Raw genomic sequence first — 22,135 nt, 5'->3', positions numbered from 1 at the left:
GCCGGCCCCCACGTGCTTCACTCCAGGAGTAGCCGCACCTCGCCCAGGGGCTGCGCGTAACGCTGCTGGGCGGCGGGATCGTTGCTGACCGGCGAGCCGCGATCGAGCCCGATGTCGAACCCTTCCGAATAGGCGCCGGGGGCGCTCAGGAACTTGCCGATCGGCCCGGACCCGACCTGCTTGCCGTTGACGAACAGCGTCACCGTGCCGGGCACTGCCGGCCGGAGGAAACGGCCCGTTGCCGGGGACGCCGGCGCATAGGCATAGGCGACGGTGACGGGGCCGGCGGGCAGTGCCTCGCTTGCGGCGACGGTCTGGCGCGACTGGCCATATTCGTTGTTCTCGAACACCAGCCGCCCCTGCTTCACGTAGAGCGCGAAGCCGCCGAGCCTGCCCCCTTCGGCGATCAGCACGCCGCTGGCCGATCCGGCATTGCCCTTGATGTCGACTTCGAAGCGATGCGCGACGCCCGAAAGATCGGGCAGGGCGTTGCGCGGCAACTGGCCGATTCCGGGCTGGAATGCGAAGCGCCGGGCCGTCGCATCGAACAGGGTCGGCGCACTGCCCGGCAGCGGCAGCAGCGGGAACACGCCGTTGCGGATGCCTTCCTTCTCGAATTCGGCCTTCAACTCGGCGAGCTTGCCCGGCTCGCTGGCGGCGAGGTCCCTGGCTTCGCTGAAGTCCTTGTCGACGTGATAGAGTTCCCAGCGATCGGTCGCCGGATCGCTGGCGTACACGGTCGCAAGCGCCTCGATCAGCTTCCAGGGCTGATAGGGCCGCCGTGCCGCCGCGACCCACCCGTCCTTGTAGATCGCGCGGTTGCCGAAGATCTCGAAATACTGCTCCTTGTGCGCCTCCGGCGCGGCGGCGTTGGTGAAGGTCGGCACCAGGCTGCGGCCTTCGAACGGGACCTGCTTCACGCCATCGACCGTATCGGGGAAGGCGATCCCCGCGGCGTCGAGGATGGTCGGGGCAATATCGTTGACGTGCCCGAACTGGCTCCGCACCGCGCCCGCCGCGCTGGTGTGGCCCGGCCAAGACACGATCAGGGGATTGCGCGTGCCGCCGAAGTGCGAGGCGACCTGCTTCACCCATTGGAAGGGCGTGGTGGTGGCCCAGCCCCAGCCGGCGGCATAATGGTTGGCGACCTCCGGGCCGCCGAACTTTTCGATCTGGGACAGCTGGCCGGCCACGCCGACCTGGCCACCCGTGGCCGAGCCCGCCTCATTGGCGAGCGAGCCGTCGATTCCGCCCTCCGAACTGCCGCCATTGTCGCCGACGATGTAGAAGATCAGCGTGTTCTGCCCGCCGGGCCGGCTGCGGATTTCCTTGATAAGCCGTCCGACCTCGTGGTCGGTGTGCTCGAGAAACGCCGAATACACTTCCATCTGCCGTGCGTAGAGGCGCTTCTGGTCGGGCGACAGGCTGTCCCAGGCGGGCAGGCCCTCGGGACGCGGTGTCAGCTGCGCATCGGCGGGGATCACGCCGAGCCGCTTCTGCCGGACGAACGCTTCTTCGCGATACTTGTCCCATCCGCCGTCGAACCGGCCCTTGTTCCGCGCGATCCATTCTTCGGGGACATGATGCGGCTGGTGCACCGCGCCGGGGGCGAAATAGAGGAAATAGGGCTTTTTGCCCGCAAGCGCGTCATGCTCGTCGACCCAGCCGATCGCGCGATCCACCAGATCGGCGGTCAGGTGGTAATCGGGTGAGGCCTTGTTGGGCGATTCCACCGGGGTCGTGTTCTCATAGAGATGCGGTTCCCACTGATTGTCCTCGCCGTTGAGGAAGCCGTAGAAATGGTCGAAGCCCAGCCCGGTCGGCCAATGGTTGAACGGTCCGGCGGGCGAGATTTCCCATTGCGGCGTGTTGTGCCACTTGCCGAACGCGGCGGTGCTATAGCCATTGTCGTGCAGGATGCGCGCGATCGACGCGGTCTCCTGCTTCCAGACGGTGTTGTAGGCGGGGAAGCCCGCCGCGATGTCCTGGAGATTGCCGAAACCCACCTGGTGATGGTTGCGGCCCGTGAGCAGCGCGGCGCGCGTGGGTGAGCAGATGGCAGTGGTGTTGAACCGGTTGTAGCGCACCCCGTCCGAGGCCAGCGCGTCGAGGTTGGGCGTTCGGGCGAGCCCGCCAAAGGTGGACGTCGCGGCGAAACCCACATCGTCGAGCAGGATCACGACGACATTCGGGGCCGATTTCGGCGCTTCCGCCGGCTTCGGGAATGCCGGCGACGATTGGGCGCGGGTCAGGCCGATCTTGCCGGCGAAGCCCTCCGAGCCGCCGGGCGCGGATTGCGATTGTGCCGCGAGCGGCATGGCGAGCGAGAGTGTCGATGCGGACAGCATCAGCAAGGTGCGGCGCAGGATCGTCATGGAAGCCCCTTCCGGTTGAGGCGACCATACTCAACTAAATGAGTAGAGAATGAAGACAGCATTCCCTTAGGCTCTGCAACGCCAGCTTTCGCAGGCGAGGGGACCGGATGTGCCGGGTTTGCGGAGCGACGCGCCCGGATGTGCGCGTGCCCGCGAACGGAGGATGGCGAGGCGCGATTTTCACGCGCCTCGCCACCGGTTCACCAACTGACGCCGATCCTTGCGTACAGATACCGTCCGCCAAAGCCGAACGGCGAGTAGAAGGGAAAGCCGACCACGCCGGTGCTGTTGTTCGCGGCGATCGTCGCGTCGGGATAGACGTCGAACAGGTTATTCACGCCCAGCGCGAGCTGGCCGCCCTTCACCGGCTGGAAGCGTACTTCCAGATCGGTGATGACGTGCTTGCCGGTGTTGATATCCGCCGAGCCGTTTGCCGCCGTGCCGGGCTGGTTGACGTTGCCGTAATAGCTGGCGCGCGCCGTCAGCCCGATCGGGCCGTCGGACCAGTCGATGGAGCCAGTGACTTTCTCTCCGGGCGTGCCTTCCTCAATCGTGAGGATGCGGCTGCGCGCGAACAGGACCGGGGCCGGGTTGACCGTGCCGGTCGACGTGGGAATGCTGCTGCGATCGACCTTGGTCTGGTTCACGTTGCCCGCAAGCGTCAGGTCGAACACCCCCACGCTGTCCGTCCGCAGGCGATAGTGCGCGACCGCGTCGAGCCCCCGGACGCGCGAGCGCAGCCCGTTGATGAAGAACCGGCCCGCCTGCGCCCCGGTGTTCGTGTTGGCGAGAAGCGCGGCGACCTGCGGGCTGAAGCTCGCCTGGATATTCTCCGACAGCGCGAGCTGATTGCGCAGGCGGATCTGATAGGCGTCGATCGTCAGGTCGAACCCGCCCGCGCGAATGACGGTGCCGAGCGAGAGGTTGGTCGAACGCTCGGGCTCGAGCGGCAACCCGCCCAGGGCGGCCCCGACGACGCTGGTCGAGGGGAAGGTGCCGGTCAGGATCGGCGTGCCGTTCTGGACCACCGAGGCGATCGACGTGAAATACTGTTGTTGCAGGCTGGGCGCGCGGAACCCGGTTGAGGCCGTGCCGCGCAGCGCGAACCACGGCGCGAAATCATACCGCAACGAGGCCTTGCCCGTCGCGGTGTCGCCGAAGTCGGTATAATGTTCGCCGCGTCCGGCCAGGCCGATCAACAGCTTGTCCGTCACCTGCGCCTCAAGGTCGACATATCCCGAGACATTCTTGCGATCCCGCTCGATCGCGTTCAGCGGAGAGAAGCCGCCAAAGCCCTGGGCACCGGGCGCCTGGCCCGCGACCGCGCCGCTGGCGGGATAGCCATAGGATGCCTGTTCGCCCGGCGTGATCTTGAACCCTTCGCGCCGGCCCTCGACGCCGAACGCGACGTTGAGCGACTGGAACACCTCGAAGCTGCGCGCGACATCGAGCCCGGCGACCCATTGGTCGTAGATCAACGCGCCGTCATAGAAGTTGGTCGGCGAAGCGTTGCCAAAGGCATAGTTCGCCGAATTGAGCGTGCGATATGCGATCTTGTTACGGCCATAGGCGACATTGAGATCGACGTCCCAGCCGGCAAGGTCGCCCTTCAGGCCCAGCGCGCCGTTGGCGTTGGTCGACTTGGTGTTGATGATCGGCAGGAAACCGTTCGGATAGAGCGCCGAGACGGCGGCCGCTGCGCTCGCCAGCCGTGGGAAGGCCGCGCTGCGGCTGTCGCGGTCCTGATAGCCGGCCCAGCCATATAGTTTCCAGTTGTCGCCGATGCCGGTCCCGGCATTGATATAGCCGGTGTACTGCTCGACTGCCGGATCGCCGAAGCGGCCGGTGACTCGGGTGGGGGTGACGCGCGGATCATAGTCGGCGCGGTTGGTCGGCTGGCGCTTCAGATACTCGCCGGTGACGGTCACATAGCCATCCTCGCCAAAGCCGAAGCCCTGCCAGGCCGAAGCGGTGAAGGCCGGTTCGCCGGTGGTCGAGCGGCTGCCGCGCGCCGTGTCGATATCGGTCGCGTAGAAGCCGTAGGTCGCGCTCGCGCCGCCGCCCGAGCGGGCTTCGCGCAGCCGCATGTTGATCACGCCGGCGATCGCGTCGGAGCCATATTGCGCGGAAGCGCCGTCGCGAAGCACTTCGATCCGTTCCAGCGCGGCGGTGGGGATGGTGTTGAGATCGACCGCCGCCGAGCCCCGGCCCACCGACCCATTGACGTTGAGCAGCGCCGACGCATTGGCGCGGACGCCGTTGATCAGCACGAGCGTCTGGTCGGGCGAAAGGCCACGCAGCGTCGCCGGTCGCACCGCATCGGTGCCGTCGACGGCGGAAGCGCGCGGGAAATCGATCGACGGCGCGATGGCAGCGAGCGCCGACCCTAGCTCGGTCGTGCCCTGCTGCCGAAGCGCGGTGCCGCCCAGCACATCGACCGGCGACGCGCTGTCGAGCCGCGAACGGCCCTGCGCGCGGGTGCCGGTGACGACGATCTCGTCCTGGGGCGGGGCGGCTGCCGGTTCGTCCTGCGGCGCGGCAGGTGCAGCTTCCTGGGCAAGGGCGGCCTGGCTGGCGAGCAGGGCCGTGGTGGATACGGCAAGCAGAAGGCCGTGGGAAAAGCGATACATAGCAGCCCCTTTTTCTGAATTTGTCAGGGTGCTTTATCCCCTTATCGAATAGGAATTGACGAAGAAAAGGTATCTGGCGGCCTAGCGCCACTGAGGTCGAGAGTATTGTTATTGCGTCGCGTTCGCGATAATCGGCTGCCGGTGTATATCTCGAAGCGTTCGATTCCGGAAAGAACCGGCGTGGCCAGCTTGACGCTGTCGCTCACCGTCGCCCTGCTCGGCGCGGTCGTGATGATCGCGCGGGGGGCGCCTCCCTCGCTGTCCGGCGGTGGCGCGATGCGGGTGTTCGACGTGTCGGGTGCCGAAGATGCGCAGGACCCGCCACCGCAAGCCGAAGCGAGAGGCAGGGCGGTCGAAAGCGCCGCAGCGCCGGCGGCATCCCCCCGTGTGCCGAGCCCGCCTGTTGCACAGGAATCGGCGATCCTGTCCGAGCCTGGGCCGCCGATGCCGATGCTGGTGTCCCCTGCAGGCTTGGGGGCGGGGGAGCCGGCAGGGTCGGCTGGCGCCACATCTGCCGCGCCCGCGCCCGCCGATCTTCGCGCTGGCCCGGCGGCAAGCCAGAGCGCCGAGCGGCATGCGGATGCCGACACCTATGGCCGCACCGTGTTCCGCGAAATCCGCGCGCGGCAGACCTATCCTGCCGAGCTTGCCCGCGCGGGGCTGACCGGTACGGTGGTGGTCGAGTTGCGGGTCTCGCCGCGCGGACGGATTGTCGCGGTCGCCGTGCTGGTATCGTCCGAAAGCACGCTGCTGGATCGGCTGGCGCTGGCCCAGATCCAGTCGGTGCCGCTGCCCCCGCCGCCGCGCGGCGAGGCGCGGACCTTCCGGATACCCATGACCTATCGGCTGGGCTGATCGGTCAGAGCATCTCCAGAAAAGCGACCAGCGCGGCGCGCTCCTCGGCGGTGAGCGCGACTTTCTTGAGCTGCGGGTCGGGCTGGGGCGGGGGTGCGGTGGTGGTGGTGCTCTGCACCTTGCGATCGACCCCGCCGCCCGCCGCATAGAGGTTCACGACGCCGGCCAGCGTGGGGAAGGCGCCGTTGTGCATATAGGGTCCGGTCCGGCGGATGGCGCGCAGCGAGGGGGTGCGGAACCTACCGACATCGGCCGCGTCGTGCGTCACCGCATAGCGACCGACATCCTCCTGCCGGCGGCCATAGAAGCTGATCCCCAGATTGTGGAACTTCTGGTCGGTGAACAGCGGCCCGTTATGGCAATTGGCACAGCGCGCCTTGGTCCGGAACAGGTGGAGCCCCTGCAACTGCTGGTCGGTCATCGACGCGGTGCCGCGCACGAACACCCGGTCCCACGCGCTTTGCGGCGGGCGCAACGTCCGCTCGAAGCTGGCGAGCGCGCGGGCGACGTCGGCCATCCGGATACGGCGCACGCCATATGCCTCGCGAAAGGCGGTGCGATACGCGGCGTCGGCGTTGATCCAGCGTTCGATCCGCGCGGGATCGGCGGCCATCTCCACGCGGTTGGTGATGGGTTGCAGCGCCTGGTGCTCCAGCGTGGGGCTGCGCCCATCCCAGAACAGCGTGTCCATCAGCCCGGCCGTGAACAGGCCGGGCGCATTGCGGGCACCCCGCTGGCGATCATGGCCGAACGACGTGCGCACGCCGTCGCCGAACCCCAGTTCGCGGTTGTGGCACGACGCGCAGGCGAACTGCCCGGAGGCCGAGAGCCGGGGCTCGTCGAACAGGCGCGCGCCCAGTGCCACGCGCGGCACTTCGGCCCCGGCGGGCGGCTGGAACGCCGGCATCGGCCCGAACTCGACAAAGTCCACGCCGGGATCGACCTCCGCCTTGGGCCAGGTGGCGACCGGGCCGGCATAGGCCCTGCGCAGGTCGCCGCCGCCGGGGTCCTGCCGAAAGCCCGCCGCCGTCAGGAACAGCAGCGTCGACCCCAGCAGGGCCAGCCGGGAAATACGCTCCATCGCGGTCAGAACTTGTACGACAGGCCGAACCAGGCCGAGCGCCCCGTCTGGTACGGATTGGAGGTGAGCGCATAATCCTGCATCGGCACGCGGTTGAGCAGGTTGGCGATGCGGGCGTCGAGCGTCAGCGTGCCCATTTTGCTGCGGATCACTTCCAACTGCGCGTTGAGGTTCATGTCCACGCTGGCGCGGTAGTGCTTGAGCGCCACGACGTCGTAATTCACGCCGTTTATCTTCTGCTTGGTGCCCGAAGTCTCGATCCGGTCGAAGCCATTGCGGAACCGCGCATTGACGTTGGTGGTCAGCCGATCGCCCAGCCAGCGCCCGGTCCAGGTCATGTTGGCGAGGAAGGGCGAGGCGAATTCCAGCCGCTGGTTCTGCTCATAGATCGACAGCGCCGAGACGAGTGCGCCGTTGTACACGTACATCACGTCCGCATCCTCGACGTCGTCGCTGGTCAGGAAATAGTCGGTATTGTTGGTGAAAGCCTTGGAATAGTTCACGTTCGCGGCGATGCTGTGCTTGCCGAACGCGCGCGTCCATTCCAGCGAGGCACCGCGATAGCGGCTGCGCCCGTCGTTATTGGGGGTGTAGAGCGTGTAGGTGGTCGGCAGCCCGTTGGTCAGCGTGCCCGTCACCTTGGTCGCCATCGAGCGCGAGAACTCGTCCTTGCCCCAGCGGAAAATGCCCTTGAGCCGGATCGTGCCGCCCAGCACGGTGCCGGTCACGGCGCCGGTCAGTTCGTCGGAATAGGGCGTCTTGAGGTCGCCATTGGCATAGCTGGTGGAGTGCGAGGTCTTGTAGAGCGTCCAGCCCGCGTCCGAATAGACGATGCGCCCGCCCGATTTCACGCCGACGCGGGTATAGATGAAGTTGTCCGGATACTGCTCACGCAAGGCATAGGCGAGCATCGACCGGCCATAATAGCGGTTGGCACCGGCAGTGACCGACCATCCCTCCCACGGCAGGTCCATCGTGGCCGACAGGCGCGGCGCGAAATTGTGGTTGCCGAGGAAGCTTTCATAATCATAGCGCACGCCGCCGCGCAGATCGACGGGCCCCACCTTCACCGCATATTCCGCCCAGCCGGAGACGCTGTCCAACCCCACCTCCGCGCGATAGTGGCGATACTCGCTGTATTGGGTAAGCGCATATTGGCCGGTCGTGCAGGTCAGGCTATCGCCGCTGGCGCACGTGATGGTCGCGTCGGATTTCGGGTCTGAATAGGCCAGGTTGCTCACGGGCCGACTGCGCATCGCCTCGATCCGCTGATAGTCGATGCCACCGCGCAGTTCGCCGGGGCCGATATCGCGCGCCACCGTGGCGTTCAGCCCGAAATTATTCTGCCACTGGTCGACATTGCCGAAGCCGCCGATCGTGCAGTTGGCACGGCTGCAGACCGCGCCGTTGGGCGAGGAGGAGGGGATGGAATAGTTGGTGGGTGAGGCGGTGCGGCCCGAATCATTGTGGCTGAAGCGCGCCTTCACCGTCCAGCGCGTGGCGCCGCTGTTTTCCAGCTGGAGCTGGCCGGCGACCCCGCCGCCCTTCGACGTCACCAGATTGTCGACGCCATTGTCCGCCGAGGATTCGCTTTCATAGGGCGAGTAGGTGAACTGCGCCGTCAGCTTGAGCGTGGGGGTCAGGTCGGCGACGCCGCGCAGCATCAGATTGTCGCTGACGCTGCTCTGGCCATAGGGCGTGCCGCCATAGGTTGCGGCGCGATAATAGGTCACGTCCGCGCGCGATCGGTTTGCGGCGATCAGGAAGGCGACATCGTCGGACACCGGCACGTCGACGCTCGCGCCGAAGCGCCATTTGCGGAAGCTGGGCCGGTCGGGCAGCGCGGCACCGTTGAGCGCGGCGCGCGACGCGTCGGAGATGCGATAGTCGACCAGCTCGTCGGCGGTGTAGCTGAGCGTAGCCGATCCGCCGAAGCGCCGCTTCGGATCGCGCGTGCGGATGTCGAGCGCGCCGCCGGTGAAGCGGCCATATTCGGCCGACACGTTGGAATCGCGCACCACGATCTCGCCCACCAGGTTGGAATCGAGCCAGAGATTCTGCGCGGCATTGCCCGCCGGTTCGGCGAAATGCTGGGGATTGCTCTCGGTGACGTCCAGGCGGCTGTTGGCGTCGATGCCGTCGATCGTGATCAGGTTTTCATAGGTCCGCCCGCCGGAGATCGAGATGTCGGCGGGGCGGAGGTCCTGAATGTCCTCGCGCGAGGCGCGTCCCTCGGCGCGGTCGAACTGCACCGTGGGCAGCGATTTGAGCAGCTGGTTCACGTCGCCCGAACCGGGCGCGCGCGCCTTGATTTCCTTTTCGCGGATCACGGTGGTGCCGGTGTCGTTGCCGTGCTGCAATTCGTAGCTCGGATCGGTCTTGTCCCCCTCGGCTATCGCTTCGGGAAGCACCTCTGCCTGCTGGGCATGGGCGGTGCGGGAAGACAGCAGCGCCAAGGCGATGACGGCGACCGAACAGGAAGTACGAATGTGCATGTGCGAGCCCCTTTTTTGATTGTCGGGACGCCATAGCAACGCCTTATGCTAATGCAAGTGACTCGCATTATATGTAGTATGCCCTGAAGCTACAGGCCGATGCCGCCTTGCGTGTCATAATCGTGTCATACCGCGATGCCGTAGCCACGGCGTGCGCCGCGTGGCGCGGCCCCCTGAACTACCGGAGTATCCATGCCCGCTCGCCCCCATCGCCGAATCGACGCGAGGCAGCCGGTGCCGGACCCCGATCTGGGCCCGAATGTCCTGATCCTCGATCCCGCGATGCCCGCGGCGGACGTGCAGGCGCGGCTCGACGCGATCTTTGCCGCGCAGGAAAGCGCGCATTTCGGCGACCGGCGCGACGCCGTGCTGTTCAAGCCGGGGCGCTATGCCGCCGATGTGCGAATCGGTTTCTTCACCCAGATACTGGGGCTGGGCGCCGATCCGCGCGATGTGGTGATCGACGGGCGGCTGCGCGTCGATGCCGGATGGTTCGGCGGCAATGCGCTGGTCAATTTCTGGCGCGGGGCGGAAAATCTGGCGGTGCGACCCGACGGCGGGACCGAGCAATGGGCGGTGTCACAGGCGGCGCCGTTTCGTCGCATCGACCTGGACGGCGATGTCGTGCTCGACGATGGCGGCTCGTCGAGCGGCGGGTTCCTGGCGGACAGCCGCGTGGCCGGGACGATCCGGTCGGGCACGCAGCAACAATGGCTGACGCGCAGCAGCGATATCGGCGGCTGGGACGGAGGCGCCTGGAACATGGTGTTCGCCGGCGTGACGGGCGCCCCGCCGACACGCTTTCCCGCGCCACCGCATACCAGCGTGCCAAGCGTGGCGCGGATGCGCGAAAAGCCGTTCCTGTGCATCGATGCCGCCGGGGCATGGGGCGTGTTCGTCCCCGCGCTGCGCCATGAGGGCAGGGGCCCAAGCTGGGTCGATGGTCCTGCGCCCGGCCGGTTCGTGCCGCTGGCGCAGTTCCGGATCGTCCGGCCCGGCATGGACGCGGGGCAGATCAACGCGGCGCTGGATGCAGGGCTGCACCTGCTGCTGACGCCCGGCCTCTATCCGCTCGACGCGCCGATCGCCGTGGCGCGGCCCGGCACGATCGTGCTGGGGATCGGGCTGGCGACGTTGGTGCCCGTCGCGGGCACTGCCGCGATCCGCGTCGCCGATGTCGCGGGGGTGACGATCGCCGGGCTGCTGGTCGATGCGGGGCCGGTCGAATCGCCGATGCTGGTGGAAATGGGGCCGCGCGGGGCGTGTGGCGATCATGCCGCCGATCCGTCGCTGCTCGCCGATTTGTTCTTTCGCGTGGGCGGGGCCGCGCCGGGCAGGGCGGAGACCTGTCTGGAGATCAACAGCGCGCAGGTGATCGGCGACCATTTGTGGCTGTGGCGCGCGGATCATGGCGAACTGGACCATAGCCGCGTGCATGTCGGCTGGGGCGAGAACACTGGCGCGCAGGGGCTGGTGGTCCATGGCGACGACGTTGCCATCTACGGCCTGTTCGTCGAGCATTTCCAGAAGCACCAGCTCGTCTGGAACGGCGCGCGGGGCACCACGGTCTTCTTCCAGAGCGAACTGCCCTATGACCCGCCGAGCCAGACGGCCTATCGCTCCGGCCCCGACGAAGCGCGCGGCTGGGCGGCGTACAAGGTGGCGGACGATGTGGCGGTGCACCGGGCGGTGGGGCTGGGCGTCTATGCCTATTTCAATGCGGATCCGTCGATCGTCGTCGACTGCGCGGTGGAGGCGCCGTGCCGTCCGGGCGTGCGCTTCGAATCGGTGACGACGCTGTCGCTGGGCGGCGGCGTGGGGACGATCGCGCATCTGGTGAACGAAGCCGGCGCTGCGGCCTGCCCTGGTGCTGTTCGCCAGACGCTGCTTCGTTATCCCTGAGCCGCCGCGCGGGGTTCGCGCACTGCCAGCATGATCAGCCCGCCGCCCAGCGTGAGCGCGGCCAGCGGCAGCATCAGCTGGCCGAAATCGCCCGGTGTCGCCAGCAGCCAGGCAAGCGCGGGCCCGATCAGCGACGGCAGGGTGTTGGCGAAGTTGAGCATCCCCAGGTCGCGCCCACGATGCGCTGCGCTCGGCAAGAGCTGCATCCAGAACACGGCGTGGAGCGCCAGGAAGACTTCGGTTCCGGTGGCATAGGTGATGAAGCCGATCGCGCCCATCGTGCGGTCTTCGGCGGCCCCCATGACGACCAGCCCGATCGCGCCGAACGCCGCTGCCCCCAGCAGGAAGGGGCGTCGCCGCCCGATCCGGTCCGACAGCCGCCCCAGTCCCAGCGCGAAGGGGAGCGGCACGACATAGGCGAGCGCGAACATCGCGCTGACATAGCCCGCCAGCGCCAGCGGCGCGGTGCCGGGCGCGATGCTCTGGAAATAATAGAACAGGTATAATGTCAGCGTGTTACCCGCGAACTGGAGCAGCAGCCGCGCCACCCAGGCGATGCGCAGTTCGAAGCGGGTGAGCGATTGTCCCCCGGTGGTGACTGGTGCCGGACGGATCGGATTGGCGCGCCCCAGCGCGAGCGGCAGCGTGCACAGCGCCACTGCCCCGGCGACCACTGCCAGCCGCCCGGCCTCGCCCAGATGCGGCGCGGCCACTACCATCCCCGCCACGCCGGCGGCAATCGGATTGGCGAGTGCGAGCAGTCCCCCGGCCAGTCCCTTTTGCGAATCGGGGACTTCGTCGGCCATCAGCGCCAATGCCGGGGCGAGGATGGCGTTCACTCCGACCTGGAACGCCAGCACCGCGAGGATCAGCGACAGTGGCGACGTGGCGAGCGCGACCAGCGCATACGCCATCGCGGTGCCAGCCACGCCGCCGACCAGCCAGACGCGCCGCCCGATTCCGCGCCGCAACGCCCGGTCGCTTGCCCAGCCGAAGAACAGGTTCGACGCGATCGCCGCGACGGTGCCCGCCATCGCCGTGGCGGTAAACAGGTTGAACGTGGCGTTGCCCGCCATTGCCGCGATCTTGATGGGCAGCAGGAACACGATCAGCGGCAGATACCCGATCGTGCCGCCCGCATAGGCGAGCGCCAGCACGATCAGGAAGGCGATCGATCGGCTTTCGGCAGGGCTGGAGTTGGGGGCGCGCGCTTCGCTTCGGGACGTAGGGGCGCGGATCACGGGACGGGCACCTCCGCGCTGCCCGCGGGGGCGGAGCAGATTGTACAGACGGCTGCGCCTAGGGTCTTTGCGTTACAGGATCATTACAATGCGATTACATCAATGAGAACGTTTATGATCGCTTTAATTACTTAAAATCAGGGCATTGACTTGGGCGCCCGGCATCAGCATGTGAACGTTCACATCGGCGGCGACACGCTGTCGATGGCCTGATTCACTAGACGGGGGTTTGACCATGAAGAGCTTGAAGACGCGGGTGTTCCCGCGGCTGATCCTTGGCGCGTCGGTACTTGCGTTCGCCCATGCCGGGGCGGCGCACGCACAGGACAGCGCCGCACCGCGCGACGAAGCGACCGCGCCCGACACGAGCGGCGAGATCGTCGTTACCGGCATCCGCGCCAGCCTGAGCCAGGCGGCGGCGATCAAGCGCGATGCGCAGGGTGTCGTCGATGCGATCACTGCCGAAGACATGGGCAAGTTTCCCGACACCAACCTTGCCGAATCGCTCCAGCGTATTACCGGCGTGTCGATCGACCGCTCGATCGGCGAGGGCTCGACCGTCACCGTGCGCGGCTTTGGCGCCAATTATAACCTGGTGACGCTGAACGGCCGCCAGATGCCGACGTCGACGCTGGATGGCGGGGCTACTGCGCCAACCTCGCGCCTGTTCGATTTCGCGAACCTCTCTTCGGACGGCGTCGCCGCCGTCGAAGTGTACAAGACCAGCCGCGCCGATATCGAATCGGGCGGGATCGGTTCGACCATCAACATCCGCACGCCGCGCCCGCTGGACCGGCCGGGCCTGCACGGCAGCTTTGCCGTGTCCGGCATGTATGATTCGTCCAGCAACGCCAAGAATACGCCGCTGACGCCCGAGGCCTCGGGCATCCTCAGCGATACCTTCGCCGACGACCGCATCGGCATCCTGCTCACCGGCACCTATCAGAAGCGCAAGGCCGGCAACAACGAAGCCTATGTCGGGTGGAAGAACGCCCGCACCGGCGCCGACACCGCCGGCGAACTGGCCCAGCCGACCGATCCGCGCTACACCAACATCAAGAACCGCCCGACCGGCAGCGACGTGTACAGCGTGCCGCAAAATGCCGGCATCGGCATCAACGACATCGAGCGTGAGCGGATCAATGGCCAGGCGGTGCTCCAGTTCCGCCCCACCGACACGCTGACCGGCACGGTCGACTATACCTATTCGCGCAACAAGGTGACAGTGCGCAGCAACAGCGTCGGCGTCTATTTCAACAACAACGATACCGTCAGCGAATGGACCGACGGTTCGGTCGCCAGCCCGGTCTTCTATACCGAGCGCTTCAAGACGAGCGAGGGCAAGGATCTGTCCTATGTCAGCAATCTGGCCGCCAATCGCACGCGCAACACGTCGATCGGCGCCAATCTGGCGTGGAAGCCTTCGGCGCGGTTCTCGCTGGAATTCGACGGCCACCATTCGATCGCGCAATCGGGCCCGACCAACAAATACGGCACCAGCACGTCGGTGAGCACGGCGATCTTCGGTGTCGCCAGCCAGACGATCGACTTCACCCACTATATGCCGGTGCTGTCGTACACGATGAACCCGGGAATCAGCGCGCTCGATGCGTCGAAGATCCAGGCGACGGGCAATTCGTTCCGCAACGGCTATTTCCGCGACGCGATCAACCAGGCGCAGCTGAAGGGCCGGTACGAAGTGGGCGGGCTGTTCGATAGCGTCGATTTCGGCGCCTCCTATGTCGATAACAAGGTCCATTCGGCCTATGGCTATATCCAGAACAACACCTGGGGCGGCACCGGCCCGGCATCGGACCTGCCCGACGGCATGTTCACGCTCGCGACGATTCCGGACAAATATCCCGGCCTGAAGACCGACGGCAGCCTGTTGGTGCAGCAGATCTTCACCAAGAATTTCGAGACGCTGATCTCGACGCTCGAGGGGCTGTACCATGTCTGCTCGAAGCCGCAGTCGGGCGTGGCCGCGACCGACACCTGCCTTGCCAATTATACGGTCGATCGCCGCATCCACGAAAAGACCGCCGCGCCCTATGCGCAGGCGAACTTCAAGTTCGACGCCTTTGGCCGCGCCGCGCATCTCCATACCGGGCTGCGCTTTGAAAAGACCTGGGTGGATTCGTCGGCGCTGGTGCCCGTCGCCAGCGGCACGCAGTGGGTTTCGGCCAACGAGCTGGTCGTCGTGTACGCGAACAAGAGCGACTATACGACGCTCAAGGGATCGTACCAGAACTGGCTGCCCTCGATCGATTTCGACATTTCGCCGATCCGCAACGTCAAGCTGCGCGCATCCTATGGCCACACGATCGCCCGCGCCGATTACGGCAGCCTGCAGGGCGGGCAGACGATCAATTCGCTGTTCCGCGTCGATGGCGGCACCGGCAGCCAGGGGAACCCCGGACTGCTGCCGTACAAGTCGAAGAACATCGATCTGTCGGCGGAATGGTATTACAAGCCCGACAGCTATCTCTCGATCGGCTATTTCCACAAGGGCGTGTCGAACTTCATCGGCACCGGCCAGGTGAACCAGTCGGTGTTCGGGCTCACCAACCCCGCCGATGGCCCGCGCTACAAGGCTGCCGTGGCGGCGCTGGGCAAGGGAGCGACTGCGAACGACATCCGCCAGTATATCTTCGCGAACTATCCCAACTCCGTGGTGATCACCGGCGGCACGCCGGGCAATTATACCGGGACGATCAACGGCCTTCCCGAGGATAATCTGGTCAATTTCGTGGTCAACACGCCGGTGAACAACGACCAGACGGCCAACGTGCATGGATGGGAATTCGCGATCCAGCACAGCCTGTGGGACACCGGGCTGGGCTTCATCCTCAACTACACGATCGTCGACGGCAATGTGCACTACGACAATACCAAGCCGGCGACCGTCAACCAGTTCGCGCTGGTCGGGCTGAGCGACACGGCGAACGCGATCGCCTATTACGACAAGAATGGCCTGCAGGCGCGCGTCGCGTATAACTGGCGCGCGACGTACCTGTCGGGCACCGGCGCCAACCCCAGCTACACCGCCGCCTATGGCCAGGTGGATGCCAGCGCGAGCTATGAGGTGCTCCCCGGCTATTCGGTGTTTGTCGAGGGGATCAACCTGACCGGCCAGGGTCGGCGTTCGTACCAGCGCAGCGAGCAATATGTCACGGTCGTCGCGCCGGGCTATGCGCGCTACACGGCGGGGCTGCGCGCCCGCTTCTGAGCGGGCACGCGCCTGATACGGTAGAATGCGCTTCCGGCCCGGTGGGTCGGAAGCGCATTCGCTTGGTGGAATTCGGGAATCGATATGGCGGATCAACGACCAGTCACGTTCGACCTTTATGCGCAGGTGCGGATCGATCGGCGCCGCATGCCGGCGTTGGGCGATGCGGTGCAATTGTGCCTGGTCGTGCCCGACGAGTTCCGCCAGTTGCAGAATGCCTATCCGATCCTGTTCCAGCGCGACGCCAGCCGCACCGCGTTCCAGGCGGTGGCGCTGTTCGGCTTTGCGCCGGGGGAGAATTTGTACCTGGATGGCGCGGGCTGGGATGCGCCCTGCCTGCCTCTGGCGATGGCGACGCGCCCCTTTCTGGCGGGGCCGCCCGCCGTGGAGGGCGGCGTGCCGCAGCTGTACATCGATCAGGACAGCCCGCGCATGCGCTATCCCGGCGATGCCGACTATGCGCAGGGAGCGGCGCTGTTCGATGCGGCGGGGCAGGCCAGCCCGTATCTGGACGCCGTGCTGGAGGGGCTGGGCCGGCTGGACGCGGGCTATCGCGCCGCTGCCGGCTTTTTCGAGGCGCTCGATCGCCATGACCTGATCGAGCCGGTGTCGATCGGGTTCGAGCAGGTGGACGGCACCGTTCGCCAGATCGTCGATTTTCACGGCATCCATGAGGAGCGGTTCGCGGCGCTGGATGGCGAGGCGCTGGGCGAACTGCACGCCGCCGGGCACCTGCTGCCCGCCACGATGGCGATGGCGTCGCTTGCCAATCTGGCGCCGCTGATCGCGCGCAAGAACCGGTCGCTCGTCGATGGCTGAGCCGCAGGGGGACAGCTTTGCGGGCATGGCCGCGATTCCCGAGATTGCCATCGCTGTGGGCGATGCGGACGCGCTGGACCGCGCGCTCCGCCGCGCCGATGCGCCGTTTGTGGTGCGCGGGCTGGTGGCGGGGTGGCCGCTGGTCGCCGCCGGACGCCAATCGGGCAGCGCCGCGCGCGATTATCTGCTCGCGCGGCACCGGAACCTGCCGTTCCCCTATGCCGTCGGTGCGCCGGGCGGCGGCGACCGGCTGTTCTACACCGATGCGATGGCGATGAACCATCGCACCGCCAGCGGACGACTGCCCGACATTTTCGCCCAGATCGATGCGCAGGAAAGCGCGCCCGATCCGCACCTGGTCTACCTCGCCTCGATCGACGTCCGGCGTTTCTTCGACGGGGTGCACGAGGAGAACCCCGTGCCGCTGGGCGCGCGCGATCCGCTGGTCACGCTGTGGGCGGGCACGCAGACGCGCGTGGCGGCGCATAACGACTTTCCCGACAATCTTGCCTGTGTCGCGGCGGGGCGCAGGCGCTTCACGCTGTTTCCGCCCGACCAGTTCCGCAACCTGTATCTCGGCCCGCTCGACAACACGCCGGCTGGCCGCGCGATCAGCATGGTCGATCTGCGCGCGCCCGACTTCGCGCGCTATCCGCGCTTTCGCGAGGCGCTCGCCGCTGCGCAGACCGTGGTGCTGGAGCCGGGCGACGCGATCCATATCCCGTCCAACTGGTGGCACCATGTCGAGGCGCTCGATCCGTTCAACATCCTGGTCAATTACTGGTGGCGCGATACCCCGGCGTGGCTGGGCCAGCCGCAGGACGCGCTGCACCTCGCGCTGCTGACGATCCGCGACTTGCCGGCGGACGAGAAACGCTATTGGCGCGACCTGATCGACCATTATGTGTTTGAAAATCCGCAGGCGATCACCGCGCACCTGCCGAAATCGGCGCAAGGGGTGCTCGCGCCGCTGACGCCCGATACCGCAGGGCGGCTGCGCGCGTTCCTGCTGCGGCAATTGAGCCGATAGCGGCCGCAGGGCAGCACGGCTGGCGACGAAAACAGGGAGAGGTCATGGTCCGCAGGCGACAGACGGTAACGATCCGGCACGTGGCAGCCGATGCCGGGGTGTCGCTGCAGACGGTGAGCCGCGTCATCAACAAGGAGCCCGGCGTGCGCCCCGAAATGGAGCAGCGCGTCCAGGCGTCGATCGCGAAGCTGGGCTATGTCCCCTCGATCGCGGCGCAGCGGATGAGCGGATCGCGATCGTACCTGATCCTCGCGCTCAACGATCGCGAGCGCACGATCGCCGATTGGCGCGCCAAAGAGGGCAATGACTGGATGGGCCAGATGCTGCTGGGCGGGATGCTGACCTGTGCCAGCCATGGCTATCGCATGATCGTGGAACTGGTCGACACGCACAGCGACCATATCGAGCGCGAACTGCTCGCCGCGATCGCCGCGCTCCAGCCCGATGGTGCGATCCTGACGCCGCCGCATTCGCAGAATCCGCGAATCGTGGAACTGCTGGATCGCCACGGCATCAGCGTGGCGCGGATCGGGTCGCTCGCGCCCGGGCCTGGCTTCACGCTCACGCTGGGCGACGAGGCGGCGGCCCGGCTGGCGACCGAACATCTGCTGGCGCTGGGGCATCGCCGGATCGGCTTTATCGCGGGGTCGCCCGAGTATGAGTTGAGCGGATGGCGCGTGAATGGCTGGCGCGCGGCGATGGAGGCGGCGGGGCTGCCGGTCGAGGGGCTGCTGGCGCAAGGTGATTTCAGCTATGCCTCGGGGCTGGAGGCGGCGCGCATGCTGCTCGACGGCGCGGCGCCCACTGCGATTATCGCAGGGAACGATCAGATGACGCTGGCGGCGCTGGCGGCAGTGCGGGGCAGGGGGCGGGAAGTGCCGCGCGACTTGTCGCTCATCAGTTTCGACGACACCCCGATGGTGCGCTTCGCCAATCCCCCGATCACCGCGATCGCCCAGCCGATCGCAGAGGTCACGGCGTGCGCGGTAGAGCGGATCATCGCCGCGCGATCGGGCAAGCCGGTTCCGGATGCGCCGTTCATGGGCCAGTCGACGCTGGTGCAGCGCGACTCCACCCGCGCCATCGCCGACTGATCGCCCGCGACCGCGTTCAAGCCGCTCCCCCGGGATTCGCGTTTGCATTGGGCTGAAGGCGCGATTTCCGCGCTGAAACGTGCTGCCCGCGTGACAATATACTCATGGTATTGCGCTTGACGCGCATATACTCATAGTATTATTACACTCCCTGATAGCGCTACCACATTGGTGCGGACCGCCTGCACAAGCAGGGGTTTTTTTTGGGGAGAACTGAAATGGTGTCTCGTATCGATCTCGCGCGACGCGGCCTTTTGGGCGCCGTTGCCGTTTCCAGCCTGATGCTGCCGACGCTGGCCGCTGCGCAGACCGCGCCGGTCGAATCCGCGCCCGCCGCCGATCCCGCCCAGACCGCGCCCGAGACCGAAGGCGCCGACGCGATCGTGGTCACCGGCTACCGCGCCTCGCTGCAGAGCCAGACCAACGCCAAGCGCGACTCGATCGGCTTCACCGACACGATCTTCGCCGAAGACATCGGCAAGTTCCCCGACACCAACATCGCCGAATCGGTCAACCGCATCCCCGGCGTCACGATCAGCCGCGAAGTCACCGGCGAAGGATCGAACGTCGCGATTCGCGGCCTGGGCACCAACTTCACCCGCGTGCTGCTGAACGGTGCGCCGGTTGCCATCGCATCGGTGCGGTTCGACGCGCAGAGCACCAACCGCGAAGTCGACCTCGACCTGATCCCGACCGAGCTGTTCACTCAGCTGACCGTCAGCAAATCGCCCACCGCCAGCCAGCTTGAGGGCGGCGCGGCCGGCACCGTCAACCTGCGGTCGGCGCGCCCGTTCGACAATCCCAAGCCCTATATCAGCTATGGCCTCCAGGGTTCGAAGGTCAGCGGCGCCGAGAAATGGGGCTATCGTGGCTATGCGCTGGCCAGCGCGACGTTCGGCGATTTCGGCATCCTGGTCGGCGGTGCGGCGGTCAAGAACCGCTTCCGCGTCGACGGGTTCGAGACGATCGGCTGGACTAACCCCAACCTGACCGCGACGCAGAGCACCAGCGCCACGCGTAACGCCACCGGCGGCGGCAACTGGACCATCCCCGGCACCGTGCCGGTCAACGCCGGCAACGGCCTGACCACCGGTGCGACCATCGACCAGGCATTCCTGCTGGCCAACAATCCCGGCGCGACGATCGAGCAGATCGACAACGGCCTGCTGCCGCGCCTGGGCCGTCCGCGTACCGAAATCGGCGAGCGCACGCGCTATAACGGGCTGGTCTCGCTCGAATGGCGGCCGAGCGACGCGCTGCACTTCTACCTCGATGGCATGTACGCAAAGCGCGACACCGATTTCACGCGGTCGGCGATGAACTGGGCGGTCCGCAACGGCGCCACCATTCCGCTCAACACCACCTATGACAAGAGCGACTGCTCGGCCGGCTGCACCGTCACCGGCGGCACCTATGCCAATTCGCAGTTCTTCCTCGAATATCGCCCCTATCGCGATCGCCAGGATTATTGGGGCGTGAACCCCGGCATGGAATTCACGATCAACGACTGGATCAAGGGCGATTTCCAGGCGAACTACACCAAGAGCAATTTCCGCCGCGAAAGCCCGACGGTGCTGGTCATCACTCCGCCCAGCAGCGGCGTGACGACGACCTACACCAACAATGGCGGCATCCCGGACATCAAGGCGAACATCGACCTGAACGATCCGAAGAATTTCGGCTGGGCCGGCGGCGGGCGCGTCAACCTGAACGGCGAAGAGCGCAAGACCGAGACCAAGGGCGTTCGGGGCAGCCTGTTGTTCGGCGATGCCCAGCGCTTCAACATCCGCGTCGGCGCTGCCTATGACGACACCCAGCGTCGCATCCTGGCGTTCGACAACACCAATCCGTGGCAGGCCGCGATCTGCGGCAACAACCCCAGCGTCGTGCTGCCCGGGCCGAACCGCCAGCCGGTGTGCGATGGCGCCAACCAGCCGGGCACCGTCGCGCCCGCAGGCTATCCGACCTATGCGGGCTATGGCACCGGCTATTCCGCCGGCATGCCGCCGCTCACCTATGCCGGGTCGATCGTCCCGACGGCGGCAGTGCCCAGCTATCTGGTCAAGGGCTCGAACGGCTTCGTCACGGTCGACTGGAACAAGTTCAAGGCAGCGACCAACTATGACGCGCTGCTCGCCGGCGCGACCGAAGTCGGTTCGGGCAGCAGCGGCGCCAATGGCGGCCTGATCCGCGAAAAGGTGACCGGCACCTTTGTCGAGGCGAACAACGTGTTCGACATCGGCGACACCGATACGCTGCGCGTCAATGCGGGCGTGCGGTATGTCCGCACCGAACAGATTGTCGGCGGGCGCACCACCGTGCCCAATCCGCTCAACGTGCGCGCCGGCGGCGTGACTTGCCCCGGCACCAGCCCGACCTTTGCGCTGGACGGTTCCTGCTACCCGGCGATCGTGAACTTCACCGAGAATACGCGCAAATATTCCAATTTCCTGCCCTCGGCGAGCGTTGCCTATAGCTTCGGGAACAAGGCGGTGGCGCGCGGCTCGATCTCGCGCACGATGACCCGCCCCGATCCGAACCAGCTGCTCCCCGGCGCGTCGTTCACGTCGCCGTCGGCGGACCTGGGCTCGCTCGGCAACAACGCGCTCAATCCGTATATCTCGAGCAATATCGATCTAGGCTTCGAATATTACACCGGCGGCGAAGGCGTGATCGCGTTCGCGGCGTTCCGCAAATCGATCACCGGCTTCACGGTGAACGGGCTGCGCACCGTGCCGTTCTCGGCGCTGGAACCCTATGGCATCACCTATGCCACGCTGACCCAGCAGCAGCAGCTGGCGCTGATGTCGCGTGCGACTGCCGGCCAGACGGCGGAGCAGGTGCCGATCCAGATCCAGCAGCAGGTGAACGCCGACGGCAAGCTGAAGGTCAACGGCCTGGAATTCCAGGTCACCCAGCCGCTGGACTTCCTGACCAGCGCGATTGGCGTGCGGGGCTTCGGCGTGCAGGGCAACCTGACGCTGATCGACCAGCGCGGCGAGGGCCAGGGAGCGCCCGCGATCGCCCTTGGCGTCGCGCCGACCACCTATACGCTGACCGGCTATTACGAAGGCAACGGCCTGTCGGCGCGCCTGACCTACACCTATAACGAAGGCTCGCAGAATTCGGGGCTGAACCAGAACAGCATCCCGTCCGCCGCATTCTTCGGGCGCGATTATGCGCAGCTCGATTTCTCGGGCAACATCGATCTCGGCAAGATCCTGGGCAACAAATACCTGCCGACGCTGGTGGTGAATGTCATCAACATCACCAAGGAAGCGCAGAGCAGCTACTTCCAGTTCGAGAACGCGACTTTCAACGAATATAATCCGGGCCGCTCGGTGCTGGTGGGTATCCGCGGCCGCTTCTGATCATACTCCTACC

General features: G+C 66.5%; 12 protein-coding genes. 7 read left to right on the top strand and 5 right to left on the bottom strand.

Features of this window, described 5'->3' with window-relative positions:
• Nucleotides 1–17 precede the first annotated feature (17 nt).
• Both ACG3SL_RS15045 and ACG3SL_RS15040 read right to left on the bottom strand, forming a co-directional pair.
• Complete coding sequence (locus ACG3SL_RS15045; RefSeq protein ID WP_448661994.1) at nucleotides 18–2,375, bottom strand: arylsulfatase; 2,358 nt, start codon at nucleotides 2,373–2,375, stop codon at nucleotides 18–20.
• Between the two features lie 200 nt (nucleotides 2,376–2,575).
• Complete coding sequence (locus ACG3SL_RS15040; protein WP_448661993.1) at nucleotides 2,576–5,005, bottom strand: TonB-dependent receptor plug domain-containing protein; 2,430 nt, start codon at nucleotides 5,003–5,005, stop codon at nucleotides 2,576–2,578.
• A 180-nt stretch (nucleotides 5,006–5,185) separates the two neighbouring features.
• On the opposite strand from ACG3SL_RS15040, the gene ACG3SL_RS15035 reads away from it, so the two are divergent.
• Nucleotides 5,186–5,860: an energy transducer TonB gene (locus tag ACG3SL_RS15035; RefSeq protein WP_448661992.1), complete on the top strand. Its 675-nt coding sequence runs from the start codon at nucleotides 5,186–5,188 to the stop codon at nucleotides 5,858–5,860.
• Nucleotides 5,861–5,864: 4 nt separating this feature from the next.
• Here the strand turns inward: ACG3SL_RS15035 and ACG3SL_RS15030 are convergent, their stop codons facing one another.
• Complete coding sequence (locus tag ACG3SL_RS15030) at nucleotides 5,865–6,941, bottom strand: cytochrome-c peroxidase (protein ID WP_448661991.1); 1,077 nt, start codon at nucleotides 6,939–6,941, stop codon at nucleotides 5,865–5,867.
• Nucleotides 6,942–6,946: 5 nt separating this feature from the next.
• Nucleotides 6,947–9,436 carry a TonB-dependent receptor plug domain-containing protein gene (locus tag ACG3SL_RS15025; RefSeq protein ID WP_448661990.1) on the bottom strand — a complete coding sequence of 830 codons (2,490 nt, stop codon included), beginning with the start codon at nucleotides 9,434–9,436 and terminating at the stop codon, nucleotides 6,947–6,949.
• A 192-nt stretch (nucleotides 9,437–9,628) separates the two neighbouring features.
• Between ACG3SL_RS15025 and ACG3SL_RS15020 the strand changes: the two genes are divergently transcribed.
• Entirely contained in the window at nucleotides 9,629–11,338 is a 1,710-nt protein-coding gene (locus ACG3SL_RS15020) for an adenylyl cyclase (protein ID WP_448661989.1), read from the top strand.
• Here the strand turns inward: ACG3SL_RS15020 and ACG3SL_RS15015 are convergent.
• A complete protein-coding gene (locus ACG3SL_RS15015) occupies nucleotides 11,329–12,579 on the bottom strand; it encodes an MFS transporter (RefSeq protein WP_448661988.1) in 1,251 nt (416 codons plus the stop codon). The two genes, ACG3SL_RS15020 and ACG3SL_RS15015, sit on opposite strands and share 10 nt — an antisense overlap.
• A 235-nt stretch (nucleotides 12,580–12,814) precedes the next feature.
• On the opposite strand from ACG3SL_RS15015, the gene ACG3SL_RS15010 reads away from it, so the two are divergent.
• The 5 genes from ACG3SL_RS15010 to ACG3SL_RS14990 all read left to right on the top strand — a co-directional run bounded on the left by ACG3SL_RS15010 (nucleotide 12,815) and on the right by ACG3SL_RS14990 (nucleotide 22,122).
• Nucleotides 12,815–15,808 (top strand): TonB-dependent receptor, encoded by a 2,994-nt coding sequence (locus tag ACG3SL_RS15010; RefSeq protein WP_448661987.1) that lies wholly within the window; start codon nucleotides 12,815–12,817, stop codon nucleotides 15,806–15,808.
• A gap of 84 nt (nucleotides 15,809–15,892) precedes the next feature.
• Nucleotides 15,893–16,627, top strand: a complete 735-nt coding sequence (locus ACG3SL_RS15005; RefSeq protein WP_448661986.1) for a SapC family protein — start codon at nucleotides 15,893–15,895, stop codon at nucleotides 16,625–16,627.
• The gene (locus ACG3SL_RS15000) at nucleotides 16,620–17,657 is read left to right on the top strand and encodes a cupin-like domain-containing protein (protein ID WP_448661985.1); all 1,038 of its coding nucleotides are present in this window, start codon (nucleotides 16,620–16,622) and stop codon (nucleotides 17,655–17,657) included. The genes ACG3SL_RS15005 and ACG3SL_RS15000 overlap by 8 nt, the downstream gene beginning before the upstream one ends.
• Nucleotides 17,658–17,701: 44 nt before the next feature.
• Nucleotides 17,702–18,751, top strand: a complete 1,050-nt coding sequence (locus ACG3SL_RS14995; RefSeq protein ID WP_448661984.1) for a LacI family DNA-binding transcriptional regulator — start codon at nucleotides 17,702–17,704, stop codon at nucleotides 18,749–18,751.
• Nucleotides 18,752–18,969: 218 nt separating this feature from the next.
• Complete coding sequence (locus ACG3SL_RS14990) at nucleotides 18,970–22,122, top strand: TonB-dependent receptor (protein ID WP_448661983.1); 3,153 nt, start codon at nucleotides 18,970–18,972, stop codon at nucleotides 22,120–22,122.
• Nucleotides 22,123–22,135: the final 13 nt, after the last annotated feature.

It is taken from the genome of Sphingomonas degradans (genome assembly GCF_053502645.1).
Note: the sequence above shows the minus strand (reverse complement) of the source record. Positions and strands in the feature narration are given on the sequence as shown.